The organism is Pseudodesulfovibrio thermohalotolerans (assembly GCF_021353295.2).
In the GTDB taxonomy this organism is placed as follows: domain Bacteria; phylum Desulfobacterota; class Desulfovibrionia; order Desulfovibrionales; family Desulfovibrionaceae; genus Pseudodesulfovibrio; species Pseudodesulfovibrio thermohalotolerans.
On the sequence record NZ_CP120635.1, the window covers coordinates 3527685 to 3549556 of the forward strand.

The window sequence follows — 21872 nt, forward strand, 5'->3', positions numbered from 1 at the left end:
CGGTCCTGCGCCGATCCTCCGAAATATAGTCTCGCAGTGATGGAAAATCTGACTGAAAAAGGAGAGAGGGCAACCCTTTTCCAGGGCTGCCCTCTCTCCTTTTCTACGCTTCCCGGCGACTACAGCACGTCGCGGGAGCGCATACCGATGAGGAACAGGATGGCGTCGAGACCGAGGGTGGAGATGGCCTGCCGCGCGCCCTGCTTGACCTTGGGCTTGGCGTGGAAGGCGATGCCCAATCCGGCGAGATTGAGCATGGGCAGATCGTTGGCGCCGTCGCCCACCGCGATGACCTGTTGCAGGGATATGCCCTCTTGGGCGGCGATGGACTGGAGCAGCTCGGCCTTTTTCTGGGCGTCTACAATATCGCCCACAGCCCGGCCGGTGAGCTTGCCGTCCACGATTTCGAGTTCGTTGGCGTAGACGTAGTCGATGCCGTAACGCTGGCGCAGAATTTCCCCGAAATAGGTGAAGCCGCCGGACAGGATGGCGATCTTGTAGCCCACGTTCTTGAGGTTGGAAATGAGCGTTTCCGCGCCCTCTGACATGGGCAGGCGGTCGGCGACCTTTTGCAGCACGGATTCGTCGAGCCCTTCGAGCAGGGAAAGGCGCTTGCGCAGGGACTGCTTGAAGTCCAGCTCTCCGCGCATGGCGGACTCGGTGATGGCGGCCACCTGCTCGCCCACGCCCGCTTCCTTGGCCAGTTCGTCGATGACCTCGGCCTGAATCAGGGTGGAGTCCATGTCAAAGGCCACGAGGCGGCGGTTGCGACGGAAAATGTTGTCCTCCTGAAAGCCGATGTCGACCATCAGCTCGGAGGATATCTCCAGGAATTTGGCGCGCAGTTCGGCAACGTCGCGGGGGGTGCCGCGCACGGTGAACTCCACGCAGCCGCGCGAGCACTCGTAATCGTTGCAATCGAGGGGAACGCGGCCGGAAAGACGGTAGATGGTGTCGATATTCAGCCCGGCCTCGGAAACCACCTTGGTGATGGCGGAAATCTGCGCGGCGGAGACCGAACGGGACAGCAGGGTGATGATGTAGCGCGGCCGGTGCGCCTCGCCCACCCAGGAGTTGTATTTCTCCTCATCCAGGGGGTGGAGCTTCATGGTCACGCCCAGCTCATGCGCCTTGAAGAGCAGGTCCTTGAGCACCGGCTGGGAATTGGCAGGCAGGCGAATCAGGATGCCGAGGGTCAGGAAGTTGTGGATGACCACCTGCCCGATGTCGAGCACATCCACTTCGTAGCTTGCCAGGACGTCGGACAGCTCCGCCGTCAGGCCGGGCCGGTCGCCGCCCGTCACATGCACCAATATGATCTTTTCCATGAAGAGAACTCCCGTGCGAACTTGCGCGGACCTTCTCACATATCGTCCGCGAGGTAAACCTTGTTGGAATGGGCCCAGCCGGGGATTCCCGGCCTCGCACGGCCTTCCGATGCCCGAAAAACGGTCGGCCCGCAGACGCAAATGCGTCGGCGGGCCGATCATTCGGGCAACCGGAACGAGCCGGTTACTTCTTGTCGTTTGCGGACTTGGTTTCGCGGATGTACGCCGTGCCGTCGGTGAGAGAACGGATATGGCGCTGCCGAATCAGTTCGGCCTCGCGAACGTCTTCAGTGGTGAAGGAGACGTATTCCCTGCCCATGGTTTCAACAACTACTTCAAACATCGTAAACCTCCATTAGGCCCCGCCGTCATCGGAGCCGGTCTTGGCGACGTCAGGTTCGTCGGCGGCGGACTCTGTGGCGCTGCCGCCAAAATTAGCGGACACGACCTTGGGCTTGGAGGCCAAACCCTCCGCGCCGGTCATGTGTATGGCCCCTTCGACCAATGCGCCCTGTTCCACAACAAGCACCGAAGTGTCAAGACTCCCCTTGAGCACGCTGGTCTTTTCGAAAACGGCCTTTTCCTTGACGTGCACTTCGCCGCGAATCTCGCCGCAGGAGTTGAGCTGTCCCACGCGAAGGATCCCCTCAATGTAGGCTTTGCGGCCCAGAATAAGCACGCCGTCAGTGGTTATTTCGCCTTCGAACCGGCCGTCGATGCGGACGGTGCCGACGAATTCGAGTTTACCCTTGTATTCGGTACCCACGCCCAGAAAGGCGTTCAATTCAGAATTTTCCTTGGCTTTCTTTTGAGAAAAGAGGCCCATATATATTTTCCTCGCACGTTACCGGGCGGCAGGGCCGTCCCGTGTTGCGGTCATAGCATCAGAGCAGGCCCTTCCTATATACCCGGCCGATGCTGAACGCCACCTATTTTTGTTACGGGGAATATTCCGGAGCCGCGCCAGCCACGGCTTCCACTTGACGTGGACAACCGGCTCACCTAGATAAACAACATGAAACGCAGCGAAATCAACGCCCTTTTACGGGACGCCAAGGAATTCTTCGCGTCCTTCCGGTTCGCCCTGCCCCCGTGGGCCTTCTGGTCCCCGGAGCAATGGAAGGGCAAAGGCGCGTCCGAAGTGGTTCAAAACCAGCTCGGCTGGGATTTGACCGACTACGGGGCCGACGATTTCGAGCACAGGGGGCTGATCCTGTTCACCATGCGCAACGGCAATCTGGCCGCCAACCACCCCAAGAAGTATGCGGAAAAGATCATGATCGTCCGAGAGGATCAAATCTGCCCCATGCACTTCCACTGGTCCAAGACCGAGGACATCATCAACCGGGGCGGCGGCAACCTGGTTATCGAGCTGTACGGCTCCACCCCCTCCGAAGACCTGGCGCGTGAGCCGCTGGCCGTATCCGTGGACGGGTTTACCCGCATAGTCCAGCCCGGGGGCAAGATCGTCCTCACGCCCGGCGAATCCATATTTCTCGAACAGGGCATGTACCACCGCTTTTACGGCGAGCCCGGCAAGGGCAAAGTCCTGGTGGGCGAGGTGTCGTCGGTGAACGACGACAATACCGACAATCGGTTCCATGAACCGCAAGCCCGTTTCCCCGAAATCGACGAGGATGAAGCTCCGCTTCACCTGTTGTGCACCGACTATCCGAACTATGTGTAGGTTTCTTTCCATCGGATGGAAGGGGAAGGCCGCCTGTATGGGCGGCCTTTATTGTTTTATAAAAAACGGATTGAATTCGGCCTACCTGTTATGAACGCTGACTCTTTTTTGGGGAGGGGGCGAGGATGCGGTGACGTAGAGTTGGAGAAGTTGCCGCGCTTCGCGTTCGACGGTGTAGGTTATCCTTACGTTTCGTTTCGCCTTTACGGCGACTTCCTTTTTTGCTGGCGCAGAAAAAAGGAAGCAAAAACTGCGCTTTTCGGCCCTGCGTACTCCCGAAAGCCGAGGCCAAGAGCCTGTAGCGGCTTTCGCTGCCCGACAGGATGTCTGCCTTTGGCAGACGCAGTCGGCCTACGCTTCGCCGCTTCAGACAGGCTCTAGGCCCCGGCTTTCGAACGTCTCCCGCGCAAGCGAGGTTCTGTCTTCCAACGCGGGAAGGCTCATTTGGGTTCTTCGTTCTCGAAGGAGCTTCCATAAGCGAAATGAAGACCCTCCCAAAGGCAAGTGTGATGTAGCGCGTGGATATTAGCGCGCTTCGCGTTCTACGGTGCACGGCATCGTTACGTTTTGTTTCGCCTTTACGGCGACTTCCTTTTTTGCTGGCGCAGAAAAAAGGAAGCAAAAACTGCGCTTTTTTGGCCCTGCGTACTCCCGAAAGCAGTGGCCAAGAGCCTGTAGCGGCTTTCGCTGGCCGACAGGATGTCTGCCTTTGGCAGACGCAGTCGGCCCACGCTTCGCCGCTTCAGACAGGCTCTAGGCCCCGGCTTTCGAACGTCTCCCGCGCAAGCGAGGTCCTGTCTTCCAACGCAGGAAGGCTCATTTAGGTTCTTCGTTCTCGAAGGAGCTTCCATAAGCGAAATGAAGGCCCTCCCAAAGGCAAGTGTGATGTAGCGCGTGGATATTAGCGCGCTTCGCGTTCTACGGTGCACGGCATCCTTACGTGTTGTTTCGCCTTTACGGCGACTTCCTTTTTTGCTGGCGCAGAAAAAAGGAAGCAAAAACTGCGCTTTTCGGCCCTGCGTGCTCCCGAAAGCAGTGGACAAGAGCCTGTAGCGGCTTTCGCTGCCCGACAGGATGTCTGCCTTTGGCAGACGCAGTCGGCCCACGCTTCGCCGCTTCAGACAGGCTCTAGGCCCCGGCTTTCGAACGTCTCCCGCGCAAGCGAGGCCCTGTCTTCCAACGCGGGAAGGCTCATTTAGGTTCTTCGTTCTCAAAGGAACACCCATGAGCGAAACGAAGGCCCTCCCAAAGGCAAGTGTGATGTAGCGCGTGGATATTAGCGCGCTTCACGTTCGACGATGCACGTCATCTTTACGTGTTATTTCGCCTTTACGGCGACTTCCTTTTTTGCTGGCGCAGAAAAAAGGAAGCAAAAACTGCGCTTTTTGGCCCTGCGTGCTCCCGAAAGCAGTGGACAAGAGCCTGTAGCGGCTTTCGCTGCCCGACAGGATGTCTGCCTTTGGCAGACGCAGTCGGCCCACGCTTCGCCGCTTCAGACAGGCTCTAGGCCCCGGCTTTCGAATGTCTTCCGCGCAAGCGAGGCCCTGTCTTCCAACGCGGGAAGGACCTATTTCAGGCTCTTCGTTCTCCTAAAAACACCCAAAGGCGACCGCCCCCCCTTAAAGGTCCTACTAGCACTAGCCCTGGATCAGCGGCGTAGAAGCCGACCGCGAAGGGACGGCGGCTCCTGTTACGAGCAAGAAAGTGCTGGTGAGAGTGGAGATCTGTACACCAGAGAAGGACCTATACTTTTGCTGGGATGGAGCCGACCCGAGCGGATCGGATTCTTGCCGAAGATCCCGCGGGCGGCCGAGCTGGCGCAAGGCCCTTTTTTGGTTCTTTTTTGGGCAAGCAAAAAAGATCCGCCGCCCGCGAAGGGCATGGAAGCTGGGGAGGCAAAGCCTCCACACTGGCTCTCGCCGCCCTAACAAGCTGGCACATCCTCCAGCAAAAAAGCCCCCTCTCCCGCAACCAAGCTCCTGCGGAGAATCGCCAATCCCAGCCCTGGATCAGCGGCGTAGAAGCCGACCGCGAAGGGACGGCGGCTCCTGTTACGAACAAGAAAGTGCTACCGAGAATGGGGAGCTGCCCACCAGAGAAGGACTTATACTTTTGATCGGGTGGAGCCGACCCGAGCGGATCGGATTCTTGCCGAAGATCCTGCGGGCGGCCGAGCTGGCGCAAGGCCCTTTTCTTTCGTCTATTTCTTTTGGGCCAGCAAAAGAAATGGACCCCGCCGGGAGGGCATGGAAGCTGAGGAGGCAAAGCCTCCACACTGGCTCTCGCGCCAAAGGCGCGCCTGCCTTATCAAGCTGGCGCACCATCCCGCAAAAAAAGGAACCTTCCGCTCCCCTCCAGCCTCTCCGCGAAACAAACAATACAGCCGCCCTTCCAGGCGGCTGTCCCCAACCAAACCTACCCCACTTCAAGCCAGGCGGTGTTGTTTTTCGAACTCTCCAAACACGCCTCCATGAAACGTATACCCCGCACTCCATCCTCGCCGGTGGGGAAATCCACGGATGCACCCGTGGCGAGGGTGTCGCAAAACGCCTTGTAGATGTTGGCGAAGGCGAGCAGCCATCCCTCGGGATGCCCCGCCGGGGTGTACGAATAGGCCATGGCCCCGGGCAGCAGCGCGGGCGCGCCCCGCGTGATGAGCCGGGCGGGCTCGTTGATCGGCATGAATCGCAGATGATCGGGGTCTTCCTGGAACCACTCCAGACCGCCCTTGTCGCCGAAGATGCGCACCTTCAAACCGTTGACCATCCCGGTGGCGGCCTGGGAATACCAGTACACCCCGCGCGCGCCGGAGTCGTATTCCGTCAGGATGACGCCGTTGTCGTCAAGAATCCGACCTTCCACCAACGAATCGAGCCGGGCGGCGAGCCGGGTCAGTCTCAGGCCGGTGACATGAGGCACGAGGTACTCGATGTGCGACCCCACGTCGCTGAGCGACAGGGTCCCGCCGCTGCGAACGGGATCGGCACGCCAGGTCGCCTGGACATGCCCGGTGTTCTCCAGCGGTTCGGCCAGCCATCCCTGGGGATACTCGCAGTTGATGAAACGGATCTCGCCGATGTCGCCGCGCGCGATCATCTCGCGCATCTGCCGAACCATGGGATAACCCGCGTAGGTGTAGGTCAAGCCGAGGACGAGCCCCCTTTCGCGGGCCATATCCACCAGTTCCTCGGCCTGGGCCGAGGTGTGGGTGAACGGCTTGTCGCACATGACGTTGATACCGCTTTTGAGGCACGCCTTGACGTTGGGGTAGTGAGCCTCATTGGAAGTGACCACCACGGCGAAATCGATATCCCCGGCCTCCAGACGGGCCAGCTCCTCAGGGGTGGCGTACACCCGATCTTCATCCAGACCAAGCTCCCGGCCCAAAACCCGGCTCTTTTCCAGGTCCCGCGAGAAACAACCCGCCACGAGATCCGCCTGCCCGTTCAGGGACAATGCGCGCCGGTGCACGTCGCCGACAAAAGCCCCGGGGCCGCCGCCGATCATGGCATATTTGAGCATATCTTCACCTCTTTTTTCCCGGAAGCATACACCATGTCGCGCCGTCGGGGAACCCCGCCAGCCGGTTCCGCTGGCATAGCCGAACGCCCTGTGCTATCCCTTTCGGCCATGGGAATTCTGACCAGAATCATGCCCTCGAAACGGACCGCGCACACTGGCGCTTCGGGCGAGGACGCGGCTGCACGGCACCTCGAATCCAGGGGATTCAGGGTGCTGGCCCGCAACTGGCGATACCGGCAATGGGAGCTGGACCTGGTCTGCCGCGACGGGGACACCGTGGTCTTCGTCGAGGTCAAGACGCGCAGGGCCGGGTCCATGGCCGCGCCGGGCGAAGCCCTGACGCGCGCCAAGCAGGCCCGGCTCATCAAGGCGGCCAGCCACTATCTGACCGAGCACGACCTCTGGGACGAGCCGTGCAGGTTCGACCTGGCCTCGGTCACGGACACGGGCATGTCCCTGGATGTGGAAATTGAGGAGAACGTCTTTCAACTGGACGGACAAAGAGCATGAGCGAAACCGGCACCCTGTTTGTAGTGGCAACCCCTCTGGGCAATGCGGACGACCTGTCGCCCCGGGCGCGCAACGTCCTGATGGACGCTGACGTGATACTGGCCGAAGACACCCGAAGGGCCGGGCTGCTGTTCAAGCGGCTGGGCCTGGCCCGCCACGGCAGGCTGATTTCCTTTTTCGAGCACAACGAGGACAAGAAGCTGCCCAAGGTCCTGGACCTGCTGGGCGAGGGCTTGTCCGTGGCGCTCATTTCGGACGCGGGCACCCCGCTCTTGTCCGATCCCGGATTCACTCTCGTGCGCGCCTGCCGCGAACAGGGATTCCGGGTCACGCCCGTACCCGGCCCCAGCGCGCCGGTCACGGCCCTGTCAGCCTCGGGGCTTCCGCCCCTGCCCTACACCTTTCTGGGGTTCCCGCCGCGCAAGAAGAGCCATACGGAAAAGCTCTTCGCCGCCCACCGCGACACCGGGGCCACCCTGGTCCTGTTCGAGCGCAAGACCCGACTGGCGGGCACGCTGGCCATTGCCCGCGACATCCTCGGGGAACGTGACTTCTGCGTGGCCCGGGAGCTGACCAAGGAGTACGAGGAATTCCTGCGCGGCAATCTCGGCGCGCTCGACGATTTCGATTTCGAGCTGCGCGGCGAGCTGACCGTCATTATCGGACCGGGCGCCGACTCGGATGGTGAAACCGACGAGGCGGTCATTCTCAAACGCATCGCCGAAGAGGCCGAGGCCGGGGGCAAGCCCAAGGAGATCGCCCGGCGAGTGGCCGAACGGAGCGAAGGATGGACGGCCAAGGAAATCTACGCCCTCATGCGCGACTGATCGCACGACAGCCAAAAGACCGGAAGGCCGGAAGCGGGATAATTCCGCTTCCGGCCTTCCGGTTTTGCAACAGGCTTGGGAGGACGTCTAGTTCCCGTAAAGGGAGTCCTTGTGAAAGAAGCAGTAAAAATCTTCGGACTCGGAAAACAGGCAGGAGAGACGACGCGCGAACCGGGCGGCCATACGGGACACGACCGGACAGCAATTCTCGACAAACGAACGGATGGCCGTCCCCAGGCTCGCCAGCAGAAACATCAACGCGATGACCAGAACCCCGCCCACAAAAAACATACTTACTTCCATCAACTTGAACCTCCAAAATTTAGAACGGCGATAATCCTACCCCTTTTCGCTCCCGGCGCAACCCCGTTTTCAAATTCTTTTCTTCACATTCCAGGCTGGCCCGCCCGCGTCCCGGCTTGACTTATCGGCACGGCTGCACCACAAATTTCCCATGAACCTGACCGCCATAGCCAGCAAGGCTCTCGACGGCGTCCCGCTCTCCGACGCCGAGATATTGTTCCTTATGGAACTTGCCCCCGAACGCCTGCCGGAGCTGCTCGCCCACGCCCACCGCGTGCGCACGGCCAACTTCGGCAACGAGACGGGATTGTGCGCCATCGTCAACGCCAAGTCCGGCACCTGCTCCGAGGACTGCGCCTTCTGCGCCCAATCCGGCCACCACGCGGCCGAAAGCCCGGAATACCCCCTGATGGACGCGGACGAGATCGCGGCCGCCGGAGCGCGGGCCAAGGCGGCTGGAGCCTCCCGGTTCGGCATCGTGGCCTCGGGCAAACTGGTCGGCGGGGCCGACCTGGACGGATTCGAGGCGGCGGTGCGAAGCGTGGCCGCGCAAGGGCTCGTCCCAGACCTGTCGCCGGGCATTCTCGACCGGACGCAGCTCACGCGACTGAAAAAAGCCGGATTGCGTGGCTATCATCACAACCTGGAGACCTCGGCCCGGCACTTCCCGAAGATGTGCACCACCCACGCCTATGAAGAGGACGTGAACGCGGTGCGGGCCGGGCTCGACGCCGGGCTGTACGTCTGCTCGGGCGGCATCTTCGGCATCGGCGAGACCTGGGACGACCGCGTGGAGCTGGCCCTGCTCCTCCGCGAACTAGGCGTTCCGTCCGTGCCCATGAATTTCCTGACGCCCATTCCGGGCACGCCATTGGAGGACCGCGCCCCGCTCTCCCCGGAGGAGGCGCTCAAGATCATCGCCCTGTATCGATTCCTGCTGCCGGACCGACAACTGCGCATCTGCGGCGGACGGCCCACGGTTTTCGGACAAGACCGCCGCGACGAAGTGCTGACCGCCGGGGCGAGCGGCCTTATGATCGGCGACTATCTGACCACCCGGGGCGGCGACGCCGACGCCGACCTCGCCGCGCTGAGCCGGGCCGGACTGATCCCGGCAAAGGAGTGATCCGCATGACCCGAAACGCCCTGCCCGATTCCCCCCTGGCCTCCCTGCACAAGCTCGTCTGGACCGCGCTCTCGGCCGCCCTCATCGGTGCCGGCGCGTACCTCATCGTGCCCATCGGCCCGGTGCCGGTGTCCATGCAGCCCTTCTTCATCTTCCTGGCCGGATACCTGCTCGGCCCCCGGCACGCGGTTCTGGCGATGGCCCTGTACCTCCTGGCCGGAACCATCGGCCTGCCCGTGTTCGCGGGCGGCAAGTCCGGACTCGGATACCTGCTCGGCCCCACGGGCGGCTACCTGATCGGTTTTTTGGGCACGGCCTTCGTCTGCGGCCTGGCCCGCACCCGGGAAGGCGCCCTGCCCTGGTTCCGGGGCACACTGGCCGGACTGGCCGCCGTGTGCGTCGCCTACGCCCTGGGCGCGGCCTGGCTCAAGACCGTCCTGGACCTCAGTTGGACCAAGGCCGCGGCCGTGGGCGTGCTGCCCTTCATTCCCTGGGACATCATCAAGGTGGTCGCGGCGCTGGCCGCCGCCCGGCACATGGTCCGCCTGGGTCTGACGCCCGACGGCCGCCAGGCGTAACCGCCCGTACCCACTGGACAGCCGGGGGCGTCTGTGCTTTGATGCGCTCCCGCCCATAACCTGATAGGATGTCCGCAATGAAGACCACCCCCCTGACTGATATCCACCGCCTGACCTGGACCGCGCTCATGGCCGCCCTCATCGGAGCCGGCGCCTACCTGAACCTGCCTATCGGGCCGGTTCCCGTCTCCCTGCAAACCTTTTTCGTCGCCTTGGCCGGATTCGCACTGGGCCCCAAACGGGGCGCGCTGGCCGTTGGCCTGTACCTCCTGGCCGGAATCGCCGGGCTGCCCGTTTTCGCGGGCGGCAAGTCCGGCCTGGGACACCTGTGCGGCCCCACCGGCGGCTTCCTGATCGGCTTCATTTTCTACGCCTTCATCGCGGGACTGGCCCGTACCGACGAGAGCATCTCCTGGGCGCGCGGATTCGTCTTCGGCATCCTGGGCATGGTCGTCCTCTTCACCATGGGCGCGGCCTGGCTCAAGTTTTCCCTCGACCTGACCTGGACCAGGACCTGGGCGGCGGGAGTGGCCCCGTTCATCCTCTGGGGCCTCATCAAAACCTCGCTCGCCGTCATCACGGGCAGACACCTTATCCGCGTCGGGCTCCTGCCCATGCGCACCTGATCGGAATGCCCATGGCGGTTCACGGCTTCCCCCGGCTACAGGCCGACACAAAAACGATGGCCTTCCTGCGCAGCTTCCTGCGCTGCTATCTGGCGGGCGCGGCCTTCAACACACGGGGAATGCAGAACATTGGGCTCATGTACGCCATGCAGCCGGGACTCCGGGCCATCCACCAGGACCCCAAGGAACTCCGCACCGCCCTCAAGCGCTATGCGCGCCATTACCAATCGCACCCGTTCTGGACTCCGTGCATGGTCGGCATCCTCCTGAACGTGGAGACCACCATCAGCGCCGGGCACTTCCCGGCGCACATGCTGTCCAAGGTCCGGGACACCACCAGCTACACCCTGTCCGCCATCGGCGATTCCGTCTTCGCGGGCAGCCTGCTCATCTTCTGGGCTCTGCTGACCATCTGTCTGCTCCTGACCGGATACCCGGTCGCGGCCTTCCTGCTGGGGCTGTTCATGTTCATCGGACTCCAGGCGTTCCGCGCATACACCTTCGCGGGCGGGGTGAAGCAGGGATTCCGCTTCCTGGAAAAACTCCGGCGGTGGGACCTCATCAACTGGGGCACCAAGGTCAAGTACGCCAACGCGGCCCTGCTGCTATGGCTGTGGACGCTCATCTGGCCGCGCCCTTACGACTGGTGGGAATTCGTCATCGGCCTGGCCGCGCTCATGCTCTTCGGACGCTATGTGCGCACCGGCATCCTCTCGCGGGTGTTGGCCGTAGCCGTATTCGTCGGCTTCATCGAACTTTTTCCGTGGATCGAGGCACTCGCCGAACACGCTTTTGGCTTGTGATTTCCTTCCCAATCGGACATAACCACGACGTGAAAAGCAGGTTTATATAATGACGGACGCAAACAATAATACCGACGAAGCGCCGGAATACCTATCAAGGAAGGTCATCGTCGCCTCCGAGAACGGGCTGCACGCCCGGCCCGCGGGACGACTGGCGCAGGAGGCCCAGGCCTTCGAAGCGAACATCTCCCTGGTGCACGACGGCCAGACGGTGGACGCCAAATCCATCCTTGATATACTGACCCTGGCCGCAGGCCCGGGCAACATGGTGGAGCTTCGCGCCGAAGGCTCGGACGCCGAAGCCGCGCTCAATCGGCTTGAAGCATTGTTCCTGAACAAATTCGAAGAGGCATAAATGGCAGACACGACCCTCACGGGCATACCGGTCGCCACCGGCATTGCCATCGGCAAGGCCTATTTCGTCAACCGGAATCACATGGCGAACCTGCCTCGGCAGATCGTCGCCGCCGAAGACATGCCCGCGGAGATCGAACGCCTCCACGCCGCCTTCAAGTCCGTGGAAAAGGAGCTGGCCTCCATCCGCGAACAGGTGCCCGAAGAGCTCAAGAGCCACGGTTCCCTTATCGATACACATCTGATGATGCTCAAGGACCCCAAGCTGTCCGGGTCCGCCGAAAAATATATCGAAACCCTGGGCCTGAACGCGGCCTGGGCGCTCGAAAAGGCCGTCTCCGACCAGGAGGCCGCCTTCGAGGCCATCAAGGACCAGTACATTCGCGAACGTATGCAGGACGTGCGCGTGGTGGCCGAAAAAGTCCAGATCAAGCTCATGGGCGTCAAGTCCGACCTGAACTCCATCTCCGGCCGAGCCATCATCATGGCCCACGACCTGACCCCGGCGGACACCGTCGAGCTTCAGGTGGACAAGATCATGGCCTTCGCCACAGTGCGCGGCGGCAAAACCTCCCACACCGGCATCATGGCCCGGTCCCTCAACATCCCCGCCCTCGTGGGCGTGGGCAGGCTTGAGGAAATCCACGACGGCGATCTGGTCATCATCGACGGGCTGACCGGAAAAATCGTGGTCAACCCCACCGAATCTGAGCTGGCCGACTACAACGAACGGGCCGCCCTGTTCGAGGACTACACGCGCAAGATACGTCGCCACTGCCACCTGCCCGCCGAGACCTTCGACGGCTCCCGCGTCATGGTCCAGGCCAACATAGAGCTGGTGGAGGAAGTCACGGCGGTGCTGGACAACGGCGGCGAGGGCGTGGGCCTGTACCGCACGGAATACGCCTACCTCAACCGGACCAGCCTGCCCACCGAGGAAGAGCTGGCCGAAAAATACATTGACCTGGCCGCCATCATGGCCCCGCGAAAGGTGGTCTTCCGCACCCTCGACCTCGGCAGCGACAAATTCATCTCCACCTTCGGCGAACTCAACGAGACCAACCCGGCCATGGGTCTGCGCGCCATCCGCTTCTGCCTCAAGAACCCGCAGCTGTTCAAAACACAGCTCCGGGCCATCCTGCGCGCCTCGGCCTACGGCAACGTCTCGCTCATGTTTCCAATGATCTCGGGCGTCAAGGAGATCCGCCAGGCAAAGGCGTGGCTGGCCCAGGCCAAGGCCGAACTGCGCCGCGAAGGCGTGAAGTACGATCCGGACATGCCGCTGGGGACCATGATCGAACTGCCCGCCGCCGTGTTCATCGCCGAGTTCCTGGCCCATGAGGTGGACTTCTTCTCCATCGGGACCAATGACCTCATCCAGTACTCCATCGGCGTGGACCGGACCAACCGCCACGTGTCCTATCTCTACCAGCCCCTGCACCCCGCAACGCTGCGAGCCATCAAATTGGTGGTTGACGCCGCGCACCAGGCAGGCATAGAAGTGTCCCTTTGCGGTGAGGTGGCGTCGGACCCGTTCTGCGTGCCCATCCTGCTCGGAATGGGCATCGACTCCATCTCCATGACCCCCCAGGCCATTCCCGGAATCAAACGGATCATCCGGCAGACGAACATGCACGACTGCCGTCTGCTCCTCAAGGATGTTCTGGAATGCCGCACGGTCAGCCGCATCAACAATCTGGTGATGGACAACATCTTCAAGCACTTTCCAGAAGAAGTCACCTTCTTCTCCTCCCTGCTCGAAAACGACGAGCAACCCAGTTAAATCATGGCCAAAAAGAAAAAGAACAAGACCCTTTCCCCCGACACCATCGCGGTCAACAAGCAAGCCCGCCGCCTCTACGAGATCCTTGAGACCCTGGAGGCGGGCATCTCCCTTGTTGGCTCCGAAGTGAAGTCCCTGCGCGGCGGACAGGTCTCGTTCAAGGACGGCTATGTCTCCTTTCGCTCCGGCTCCGCCTTCCTGGTGGGCGTGCATATCGCCCCCTACGAAAAGACCGGCATCTACGACCAGCACGCTCCCGAACGCGCCCGGCGGCTTCTTCTGCACAAGCATGAAATCGACATGCTCCAGGCCAAGACCGAACAAAAAGGCCTCTCCGTGGTGCCCATGAAGATGTACTTCAGCCGCGGCAAGGTGAAGGTCCAGCTCGGCCTCGGACGCGGCAAGAACGTCCACTCCAAGAAGCAGGACCTCAAAGACCGCGACATCGCCCGCGACACACAGCGCCAGTTGGCTTCGTATAAGTAGCTTCTTTTTTTTACTTCTTTAGTTTTTTTGCCTCCGGCGGCCGGGGGAAGGGGAGAAGGAAACCCTTTGAAAAAGGGCTTTCCTTCTCCCCTTCCCCCCGACCCCCCTCCCCCCTTACTTACAAAACTTTTTGGGGCGCTTAGGGGGTGTGTGGATGGTCCTGTGAGTTTGGTCCCTTCTTGAAACAGGGATCTTGGTCCTTTGTAGGAAGGTTGAAGCCTTGGTTGTCGACACCCTTGCCGAAGGCACATGAAAAGTTTTGGAGGGTCCAGGGAACCTTTTTCAAAAGGTTCCTTGGCGGGGTCCGGGGCGGCGCCCCGGGTTCCAAGCTTTATGCTGCGGAAATCAGACATAAAAAAAGGAGCCGTCGAGGCTCCTTTTTACATGCGATATGATCGCGGAAATTATTCGTTTGCGGCGAGCTTGCGACGGACTTGTTCGCAGACCTGTCCAGCGTCGCTTTCCTTTTCGGATTCCATGGCGACGGCCAGGAGTTCGAAGAGTTGGTCGTAGTTGAATTCGAGGGTCAGGCTGCCGTTGCTGACGATGCAGCTCTCTTCGCGTTCTTCAAGGCGGTAGGCGCGGCGTTCGCGGGCGTGTCCGATGGCGGAGATGATGCTGTAGGCGAGCTGTTCGTCTTCGGCGCGGTAGAGCTTTTCCATGGTCAACATGCCGGTGTCGTCGTCAAAATACATTTCTTCGCCAATGAGACGGCCGGTAACCTTGAGATCCTCGCCGAAGTCATTGGGCAGGGCAACGTTCAAGATCGGGTCGCTCCCGTCATAACCGCCAACCATTTTTTTCGACATGCCGTTCTCCTTAGTCCAGAGGGAGTTTGAATTGATCCGGCTCGGCCTTCCTCTTGCCTTTGGGGGCCGAGGGCTTCATTCCACTCTCTAAAAATTCCATTAAGGCCGGTTCGGGCACCCGCCACTGGCTGCCGATCTTGACGGCTCGGATGGTGCCGTTCGTAATCAGCCGATAGGCTGTTCTCTGGTGTACCCGCAAATAGTCCGCAACTTCCCGCACGGTAAGCAGCGTGGGCGGTCTGGGCGCATCTGAGTTGTCCATAATGTCTTAATCCGACCTATGATGTTCATTCTTTGACATAGGGTGTCAAAGATTGTCAACAAAGTACACTGTTGTCGCTCTAAGCCTAGAGATTGTCTAGAGATTGCCTTATGAAAAACAATTACAGGACGTTGTTGTTATTTAGGGATTTCATACCAGATTTCGGCTTAAAAAATAATGGGGAAAAACCACGAATTGGACATTTAAGAAACCGCTCTGCTCTTTGGTGGTGGGGAAAAGGCACGATTGCGGAGTCGTTGTTGGACTGTGACTGTAGTTGAAAGCAAAAAGTATAAATTCGATGGGTTACGAATGCTTTTCATGAAGCGGGGCCGCAGGGGGCGGGCAATCGGCACGACTTTGGAGATGTCTGCGGCCGTTGAAGGTGACGCACGAGGCAAAGCCGCGCGGAAAGCGGTCTGAATAAGAGGAATGAGGTCCTGTAAAACACGTTGTGGTTTATTGTGGAATGGGGGTTGGGCTATTTTTGAATCTCATGGACGAGGAGGACTGTGTCGTCCGATTCTTCCAGTTCGTCAAGAAGCACCAGGGTGGCGTCATCCAGGTCATGAACAAGGTGATCGGTCATCTGGGCGAGGATGCGGCGGAAGTAGCGGCGGTCGTTGATGCTCAGGCGTGTGTTGACCACGGCCTGGAGGTCGTCGATGGCGGCCATGACGATCTTGCGCAGGCTTGCGCCCATGGGGGTGAGTACAATGACGGACTGTCGGCGGTCGACCGGGTTGCGTTCGCGGACGAGGAACCCGTCGCGCTCCATCCGCTTGAGGGTATTGGACAAGGTGGCCTGCTCCACGTCCATGGATTCGAGGAGCGTCTTTTGGGTTATGCCATCCTCTTCCCATAGTCTGAAGAACACGTCGAGATACCCCGGCTTGACGCCGTGGGGATCAAGCCGTTTCGACAGACCTTTTGAATAGAGTCGTTGGAAACGGGACATGGCCGGGAAGAAAAGGTGCTCCGGTGCAATTTCCATGATGCCTGCGTGCGTTGGAGTTATGGAGATAAATTATATAGCACGCTGTGCTTTGTTTTACAACGGAGGGTAAATGCAATGATTCAGCTTTACCGTCAAGAGCCGCCGGTATAGTGTGCCGTGGCGTATGGAACCAGGTATCCGGCAGGGTAAAAAAGTATGAATTTGGTGAAACGTTGGAACGCGCAAGGCGGGTACGGAGAGGCGCTGAGCATCGGGCTGCCGCTGGTCGTGAGCATGATTTCCAACACGGCCATGACCTTCACGGACCGTATCTTTCTTGGCAACTACTCTCTTGAAGCGCTGGGTGCCGCCCTTCCGGCCAATGTAATGGCCTTTCTTTTCCTTTCGTTTTTCATGGGCGTGTCCGAATACGTCAATGTCTTCATCGCGCAGTACACCGGCGCATGTCGCCCGGAAAGCGTGGGGCGCGCCCTTTGGCAAGGCATCTGGTTCTGCATTCCCGCCGGGCTTTTTTTGGCCTCGCTCGGATTCATCGCCGATCCCCTCTTCCAGTTGGGCGGTCACCCGGAGGAGCTGCGAAGGCTTGAGGTTGTCTATTTTCAGATTCTCACGGTGGGCAGCCTGCCCTGTCTGCTCGGGCTTTGCCTGTCCAATTTCTTTGCCGGGCGAGGCCTGACCAAGCCGGTCATGCTTATCAGCGTGGGCGGCATTTTCATCAACATTCCGCTGGATTATTGCCTCATCAACGGCGTTGGCCCCTTCCCCGAGATGGGCATCGCCGGAGCGGGTCTGGCGACCGTGATCGGATTTATCGTGCCGTTGATCGTCTATATGGTGCTGATCTTCACGCCCAGGAACGAGCGGAAGTTCAAGGTCCTGTCCGGCTGGCGGTTTGACAGGAAGTTGTTCGGACGGTTCCTGAAGTTCGGGCTGCCCGGCGGAGTCCAGTTTTTCCTGGATATGTTCGCCATTTCCTTTTTCGTCTTCATTGTCGGGCGGTTCGGGGCTGTTGAATTGGCTTCGACCAGCGCAGTCTTTTCCATCTACAATCTCGCCTTCATGCCCACCATCGGCCTGCATGTGGCCGCCAGCATCATGGTCGGCCAGGCCATGGGGGACGGCAATCCGGACCGCGCGGCGTTCGCCACCCATTCGGTGCTTCACCTGGCCCTGGCCTATATGTGCGTCATGGCCGTGGTCTTCTGGGTCATGCCGGAGTACCTGCTCAACCTGTTCCGCGCCAGCGGCGATGCCGGAGCCGATTTCGACGCGGTGTTGCAAATGGGCAGAACGCTTATGCGCTACGCCGCGGTCTTCACCGTGTGCGACGCCGTTGTCATTGTGTACATGGGCGGGCTCAAGGGCGCGGGCGACACACGGTTCATCATGCTTGTCATGGGGACCGCGTCCATCGCCAGCATTGTCATTCCCATGCTCGTGCTGAGCTGGCTGGGCATCACCAATATCCACTGGCCGTGGTTGTTCCTGCTTATCTACGTGATCGTCCTGGCTGTCATCTTTACGGCCCGATTCATTCGCGGTCCGTGGCGGCGCATCGACCTCATAGGCCGCGGCGACGGGCCTGAAATGGGTTGAACCGGGCTGTAGTGTGGGCTAGGCTCGGATAATGAGCCTGCAACATCTTGCCTCTCTCATCGCCGATCGCGCGGGTGAAGGTCGCGCAGCCGTGGCCCTGTCCGGCGGAGTCGACAGCGGGCTGGCGGCCGCCGCCGCGTTCATGGCACTCGGCGACAGAGCCGTGGCCTGCACCGTGTCCAGCGAGCTGACCCCCAAGCGGGACCGGCTCCGCGCGGCTGAAGCGGCCGAGCGAATCGGCATCGAACACCATGTTCTGGATATGTCCGCTCTCGCCTCTTCCGAGGTCCGGCGCAATCTTTCCGACCGTTGTTATCACTGCAAGCGGCTGGTTTTCGGCGCGATGCGCGACGCTGTCGGCGGCGAAAGCCTGTTGATCGACGGGACCAACGCCGAGGACGATCCGGCAAGACCCGGCCTGCGCGCCGTGCGCGAGTTCGGCGTGTATTCCGTCCTTGCCGACGCCGGGCTGGGCAAGTCGGAAATAAGAAGCCTTGCGCGCGAGGCGGGGCTGCCCAACTGGGACGCCCCGTCCGAGAGCTGTCTGGCTACCCGAATTTCCGAAGGCGTAGAGCTTGCGGCCGGGGATTTGGGCCGTGTGGCCGACCTGGAAACCTTTTTACACTCTCTTGGAGCCGACACGGTCAGGGTGCGCCCTGATAATCTGATGGCAACCGTGGAGCATCTTCCGCAGTTTGGCGGAATAATGATGAAAAATCGTGATAAGATCGTGGCCGTTGCGGAGGCGATCGGGTTTGGATCATGCCGATTCAGGGAGTGGAGCTGATGAGCCTGGACCGTCTTCTCGATGAATTCGAGGCCGGGCATGTGTCGCGGGAGAAGTTGAAGAAGGAGCTGCTTCGGCAGTCCTTCATCGAGACCGGCTGCGCCAAGATCGACCAGTTGCGCGAGCTGCGCACAGGCGGTCCCGAGGTGGTCTACTGCGCGGGCAAGAGCCCCGATCAGGTGGCGTCCATATTCGATCATCTCAACCGGCACAACGGACGCGTGCTCGGCACCAAGGCCGAACAGGCCCACTTCGAGGCTGTGCGGGCCGTTGCAAAGGCCCGCTTCGATCCTGTTTCCGGGCTGCTCTCCATAGGTGAGCCGCCTGCCGCTCCGGCGGGCAAGGTGGTGATTGTTTCGGCCGGCACTTCGGATATGCCTGTTGCCGAAGAGGCGGCGGGCACGGCCGAGTTCCTGGGAAGCCGCGTGGAAAGGTATTTCGACTGTGGCGTGGCGGGCATCCACCGGCTCTTCTCCGTCATGGAGGAGCTTAACGGCGCGTCTGTGATCGTGGCCGTGGCGGGCATGGAGGGTGCCCTTCCCTCCGTTGTCGGGGGGCTGGCCCTGCCGCCCATCGTGGCGGTGCCCACCAGCGTGGGGTACGGGGCCAATTTTCAGGGCCTTGCCGCCCTGCTGACCATGATGAACTCGTGCGCCCCGGGCATCGGGGTGGTGAATATCGATAACGGCTTCGGCGCGGGGTATCTCGCGCACAAGATCAACATGCTGGCGTGTGCCGCCAGCGCGGATGACGCCATATGAACACGGTATATCTCGACTGCTCCACTGGAGTGAGCGGCGACATGCTCCTTTCGGCCCTGAGCCATGCCCTTGAGGAATGGCGCGGTCCCGGCCGGGGATTTGCCCACCTGGAAGGCGAATTGGCTCGCCTCGGACTCGACGGCTTCGGCCTTGAATGGACCGAGAAGCGGATCGCGGGCATCCGCACCATGCACGTGGACGTGCTCCAGACGCGGGAGCAGCCCTTGCGCCATTACACGGATCTGTGCCGGATCATCGGGGAAAGCGGTCTGGGCGGCCGAGCCGGAGCCCGAGCCATCGAGGCGTTGCGTCTGCTTGGCGAGGCCGAGGCCAAGGTCCACGGGGTGGATTTGGAACAGGTGCATTTTCATGAAATCGGGGCTGTGGACACCCTTGCGGATATTTGCGGTTCCATGATTCTCCTGGACGCGCTGGAGGCCGATCGGGTGGTTTGCAGCCCGGTTGATCTCGGGTCTGGTTTCGTGGACTGCGCACACGGCAGAATGCCTGTTCCCGCACCGGCTTGCGCGGAACTGGCCAAGGGGCTGGCCACCTTCGGCTCCGACTGCTCAATGGAGCGCGCCACCCCCACCGGCCTGGCCATCTTGCGGACCGTTGCGGAAGGTTTCGGTCCCCTGCCCCTCGGCACCCTCCTCGGCGTGGGCTACGGTTCGGGCGGACGGTCCTCGGATGAACAGCCAACCTATGTCCGGGCCATGGTCCTGGCGAAGGTTTCGGAATAACGGCCGCGGAGTGTCATTGTGCGTGACGACATCAGGGTAATCATCGCCAGATATCGCGAGGACGTGTCCTGGGCCGACAGGTTGGGGTTCGATCACGTGATCTACGACAAGGGCGGCGATTGCGGTCCGTCGGCCCGCGTCCTGCCGAACATAGGGCGGGAGGCTCACACCTATTTCAGCCATATCGTGGCCGAATACGACGCCCTTGCCCCGGTGAACGTTTTCTTGCAGGGCGACCCCTTCGATCATCTCGATGATCGCGGTCGGGCGACGGTCGAGACTCTGCGGGAGCGGCTCGAAGACGTTGCGGACAGGCGCGTGCCCTTCAAAGGGCTGGCCTGGTTCAAGCTCAAAAGCGACGCGCTGGGCAGGCCGCACGACCTGCGAAAGCCCGCCAACAAGGGCCGCTGGGCCGGTTGGGGGCGCGACATCCCGGTGGGCGAGGTGTTCGAGCGTATTTTTGACGCGCCCATGCCACGCGAGATCGTCTGTCGGGCTCCGACGGGCAACTTCTGCGTGACCGGCGAACGCATCCGCACTCGCCCCAGGGCGTTTTATGAGTTCTGTCTCGGGCTCACCGAGGCCGACCCGCGCGACGAGCGCAACACGGGCCACGCCTTCGAGCGGCTGTGGCAGCACATCTTCAACGGCAACACGGCCTGGAATCGGGATTTGTATACATAGAGGAAGACCTACATGCTGCCCCTGAACCTGACCATCGCGGTTTCGTCTCTTTCGGCCCACAAGCTGCGCGCCGTGCTCGCCATGCTCGGGGTGTTCCTGGGCGCGCTGGCCTTTACCGGGGTGCAGCACGTCTCCAAGATCATGGTCCGTCAGGCCGAAATGGAGACTGAAAAGCTCGGCCCCAACCTCTACGCCGTGCTGGCCGGGGCGGTCCGCTTCACCCGGGGCGGAGCCATGCGGATTTCCGGCGGCTCGCGCAACTTCGTTCTGTCCGACGCCCAGGCGCTCATCGACTCCGTGCCCTCGGTAATCGACGGCACGCCCTTCGTCACAACCACCATGACCGTGCGCGGCGGCGGCAACGCGGTCGATGCCCAGATCATGGCCTGCTGGCCCAACTATCAGGACATCCGCAGCTTTCATCCGGACATAGGCCGTTTCTTCAGTTTGCGGGAAGTCGAGGATCGGGCAAAGGTCTGCGTGCTCGGGCGCAAGATCGCCCAACGTCTGTACGGCAGGCCGGAAGCCGCCGTGGGGCGCGATCTATATATGTTCCGGGCCAGCTTCCGGGTCATCGGGGTCATGGAGGAAAAGGGGCGCGACGTGTCCGGCACCGACCAGGACGAAACCCTGCTCTTGCCCCTCACCACTTACATGCGCCGGGCCAGCAACCAACAATGGCTTTCCGGGGTCTATCTGCGGCTGGCCAAGGATGCCGGACTGGACATGGTCAATGAATCGGTCAACGCGATCATGCGTGAGCGGCATCGGATCGACCCGGGCGAGGATGACGATTTCAGCTCCATGTCCTCGGCCGACGCCATCAAGTTGCAACGGCAGGCCCTAGACCTGATGACCACCCTGGGCGGAATCACCTCGACCATATCGTTCGCCGTGGGCGGCATGGGCATCCTGTCCATCATGATCCTGGTGGTCCGCTCCCGCCGCGTGGAGATCGGCGTTCGCCGCGCCGTGGGCGGACGCAGACGGGACATCGTCCGGCAGTTTCTGTTCGAGTCCGGGCTCATGGCGGCAGTGGGCGGCGGCCTGGGCGTGGTCGTGACCGTCATCCTCGTGCTGGTCGGGTGCACCCTCGCCGACCTGCCCATCATCATCGACCCCGCCAGCCTGGCCACCACACTGGTCGGATCGTGCCTCCTCGGCGTTGCGGCGGGAGCTTATCCCGCCTGGCAGGCCGCTAACATCGAAATTCTGGACGTGCTCAAGTCCTGATTTTGTTAGTTCAACAATATAGGGATATTGCAGCTTCTAATAGTTGGCTATATATCTTGCCGTCGTTGCTTTTTCGTCGTTTTCAGCTCCCTCTTTCGGTTCTTGA

General features: G+C 61.2%; 24 protein-coding genes. 16 read left to right on the forward strand and 8 right to left on the reverse strand.

Going from position 1 to position 21872, the window contains the following annotated elements; translation table 11 throughout:
• Window positions 1-119: 119 nt before the first annotated feature.
• The 3 genes from serB to LF599_RS16535 form a co-directional block, all read right to left on the reverse strand.
• Entirely contained in the window at window positions 120-1328 is a 1209-nt protein-coding gene (serB, locus tag LF599_RS16525) for a phosphoserine phosphatase SerB (RefSeq protein WP_279521564.1), read from the reverse strand.
• Between the two features lie 184 nt (window positions 1329-1512).
• Window positions 1513-1671 (reverse strand): hypothetical protein, encoded by a 159-nt coding sequence (locus LF599_RS16530; RefSeq protein ID WP_269940296.1) that lies wholly within the window; start codon window positions 1669-1671, stop codon window positions 1513-1515.
• A gap of 12 nt (window positions 1672-1683) precedes the next feature.
• A complete protein-coding gene (locus LF599_RS16535; RefSeq protein WP_279521565.1) occupies window positions 1684-2154 on the reverse strand; it encodes a bactofilin family protein in 471 nt (156 codons plus the stop codon).
• A 189-nt stretch (window positions 2155-2343) separates the two neighbouring features.
• Between LF599_RS16535 and LF599_RS16540 the strand changes: the two genes are divergently transcribed.
• Window positions 2344-3015: a D-lyxose/D-mannose family sugar isomerase gene (locus LF599_RS16540; RefSeq protein ID WP_279521566.1), complete on the forward strand. Its 672-nt coding sequence runs from the start codon at window positions 2344-2346 to the stop codon at window positions 3013-3015.
• Window positions 3016-5430: 2415 nt separating this feature from the next.
• On the opposite strand, the gene LF599_RS16545 is transcribed toward LF599_RS16540, so the two are convergent.
• Window positions 5431-6537, reverse strand: a complete 1107-nt coding sequence (locus LF599_RS16545) for a Gfo/Idh/MocA family protein (RefSeq protein ID WP_279521567.1) — start codon at window positions 6535-6537, stop codon at window positions 5431-5433.
• A 33-nt stretch (window positions 6538-6570) separates the two neighbouring features.
• Here LF599_RS16545 and LF599_RS16550 point away from each other — a divergent pair, with 33 nt between their 5' ends.
• Window positions 6571-7047 (forward strand): YraN family protein, encoded by a 477-nt coding sequence (locus LF599_RS16550; protein WP_404823725.1) that lies wholly within the window; start codon window positions 6571-6573, stop codon window positions 7045-7047.
• Window positions 7044-7874, forward strand: coding sequence for a 16S rRNA (cytidine(1402)-2'-O)-methyltransferase (gene rsmI, locus LF599_RS16555; RefSeq protein ID WP_279521568.1), 831 nt, complete (start codon window positions 7044-7046; stop codon window positions 7872-7874). Before LF599_RS16550 ends, rsmI begins: the two co-directional genes overlap by 4 nt.
• Before the next feature lie 87 nt (window positions 7875-7961).
• Here rsmI and LF599_RS16560 read toward each other — a convergent pair whose 3' ends face one another.
• The gene (locus tag LF599_RS16560) at window positions 7962-8177 is read right to left on the reverse strand and encodes a hypothetical protein (protein WP_279521569.1); all 216 of its coding nucleotides are present in this window, start codon (window positions 8175-8177) and stop codon (window positions 7962-7964) included.
• A 151-nt stretch (window positions 8178-8328) separates the two neighbouring features.
• Here LF599_RS16560 and bioB point away from each other — a divergent pair, with 151 nt between their 5' ends.
• From bioB to smpB, 7 genes are all read left to right on the forward strand, one after another.
• Window positions 8329-9303, forward strand: coding sequence for a biotin synthase BioB (bioB, locus tag LF599_RS16565; RefSeq protein WP_279521570.1), 975 nt, complete (start codon window positions 8329-8331; stop codon window positions 9301-9303).
• Between the two features lie 5 nt (window positions 9304-9308).
• Window positions 9309-9881, forward strand: a complete 573-nt coding sequence (locus tag LF599_RS16570) for a biotin transporter BioY (RefSeq protein ID WP_279521571.1) — start codon at window positions 9309-9311, stop codon at window positions 9879-9881.
• 77 nt (window positions 9882-9958) lie between these two features.
• On the forward strand, window positions 9959-10507 hold the full coding sequence (locus LF599_RS16575; protein WP_279521572.1) for a biotin transporter BioY: 549 nt from the start codon (window positions 9959-9961) through the stop codon (window positions 10505-10507).
• Window positions 10508-10518: 11 nt separating this feature from the next.
• Entirely contained in the window at window positions 10519-11310 is a 792-nt protein-coding gene (locus tag LF599_RS16580; RefSeq protein WP_279521573.1) for a PTS system mannose/fructose/sorbose family transporter subunit IID, read from the forward strand.
• Window positions 11311-11359: 49 nt separating this feature from the next.
• Window positions 11360-11665: an HPr family phosphocarrier protein gene (locus LF599_RS16585; protein WP_269940306.1), complete on the forward strand. Its 306-nt coding sequence runs from the start codon at window positions 11360-11362 to the stop codon at window positions 11663-11665.
• The gene (gene ptsP / locus LF599_RS16590) at window positions 11666-13447 is read left to right on the forward strand and encodes a phosphoenolpyruvate--protein phosphotransferase (RefSeq protein ID WP_279521574.1); all 1782 of its coding nucleotides are present in this window, start codon (window positions 11666-11668) and stop codon (window positions 13445-13447) included.
• A gap of 3 nt (window positions 13448-13450) precedes the next feature.
• The gene (smpB, locus tag LF599_RS16595) at window positions 13451-13933 is read left to right on the forward strand and encodes an SsrA-binding protein SmpB (RefSeq protein ID WP_279521575.1); all 483 of its coding nucleotides are present in this window, start codon (window positions 13451-13453) and stop codon (window positions 13931-13933) included.
• A 404-nt stretch (window positions 13934-14337) separates the two neighbouring features.
• On the opposite strand, the gene LF599_RS16600 is transcribed toward smpB, so the two are convergent.
• The 3 genes from LF599_RS16600 to LF599_RS16610 all read right to left on the reverse strand — a co-directional run bounded on the left by LF599_RS16600 (window position 14338) and on the right by LF599_RS16610 (window position 15998).
• Window positions 14338-14742, reverse strand: coding sequence for a hypothetical protein (locus tag LF599_RS16600; protein ID WP_279521576.1), 405 nt, complete (start codon window positions 14740-14742; stop codon window positions 14338-14340).
• A gap of 10 nt (window positions 14743-14752) precedes the next feature.
• On the reverse strand, window positions 14753-15004 hold the full coding sequence (locus LF599_RS16605; RefSeq protein WP_279521577.1) for a helix-turn-helix domain-containing protein: 252 nt from the start codon (window positions 15002-15004) through the stop codon (window positions 14753-14755).
• A 481-nt stretch (window positions 15005-15485) separates the two neighbouring features.
• On the reverse strand, window positions 15486-15998 hold the full coding sequence (locus tag LF599_RS16610; protein WP_279521578.1) for a MarR family winged helix-turn-helix transcriptional regulator: 513 nt from the start codon (window positions 15996-15998) through the stop codon (window positions 15486-15488).
• A 159-nt stretch (window positions 15999-16157) separates the two neighbouring features.
• On the opposite strand from LF599_RS16610, the gene LF599_RS16615 reads away from it, so the two are divergent.
• From LF599_RS16615 to LF599_RS16640, 6 genes are read left to right on the forward strand one after another with little or no spacing between them, the layout of a single operon-like run.
• The gene (locus tag LF599_RS16615; RefSeq protein ID WP_279521579.1) at window positions 16158-17558 is read left to right on the forward strand and encodes an MATE family efflux transporter; all 1401 of its coding nucleotides are present in this window, start codon (window positions 16158-16160) and stop codon (window positions 17556-17558) included.
• Between the two features lie 31 nt (window positions 17559-17589).
• A complete protein-coding gene (locus LF599_RS16620) occupies window positions 17590-18345 on the forward strand; it encodes an ATP-dependent sacrificial sulfur transferase LarE (protein WP_279521580.1) in 756 nt (251 codons plus the stop codon).
• A complete protein-coding gene (gene larB / locus LF599_RS16625) occupies window positions 18321-19106 on the forward strand; it encodes a nickel pincer cofactor biosynthesis protein LarB (protein WP_279521581.1) in 786 nt (261 codons plus the stop codon). Before LF599_RS16620 ends, larB begins: the two co-directional genes overlap by 25 nt.
• Window positions 19103-19849 carry a LarC family nickel insertion protein gene (locus LF599_RS16630; protein ID WP_279521582.1) on the forward strand — a complete coding sequence of 249 codons (747 nt, stop codon included), beginning with the start codon at window positions 19103-19105 and terminating at the stop codon, window positions 19847-19849. Before larB ends, LF599_RS16630 begins: the two co-directional genes overlap by 4 nt.
• A gap of 18 nt (window positions 19850-19867) precedes the next feature.
• Window positions 19868-20533: a DUF3431 domain-containing protein gene (locus tag LF599_RS16635; RefSeq protein WP_269940612.1), complete on the forward strand. Its 666-nt coding sequence runs from the start codon at window positions 19868-19870 to the stop codon at window positions 20531-20533.
• A 12-nt stretch (window positions 20534-20545) separates the two neighbouring features.
• Window positions 20546-21766 carry an ABC transporter permease gene (locus LF599_RS16640; protein WP_279521583.1) on the forward strand — a complete coding sequence of 407 codons (1221 nt, stop codon included), beginning with the start codon at window positions 20546-20548 and terminating at the stop codon, window positions 21764-21766.
• Window positions 21767-21872 lie beyond the last annotated feature (106 nt).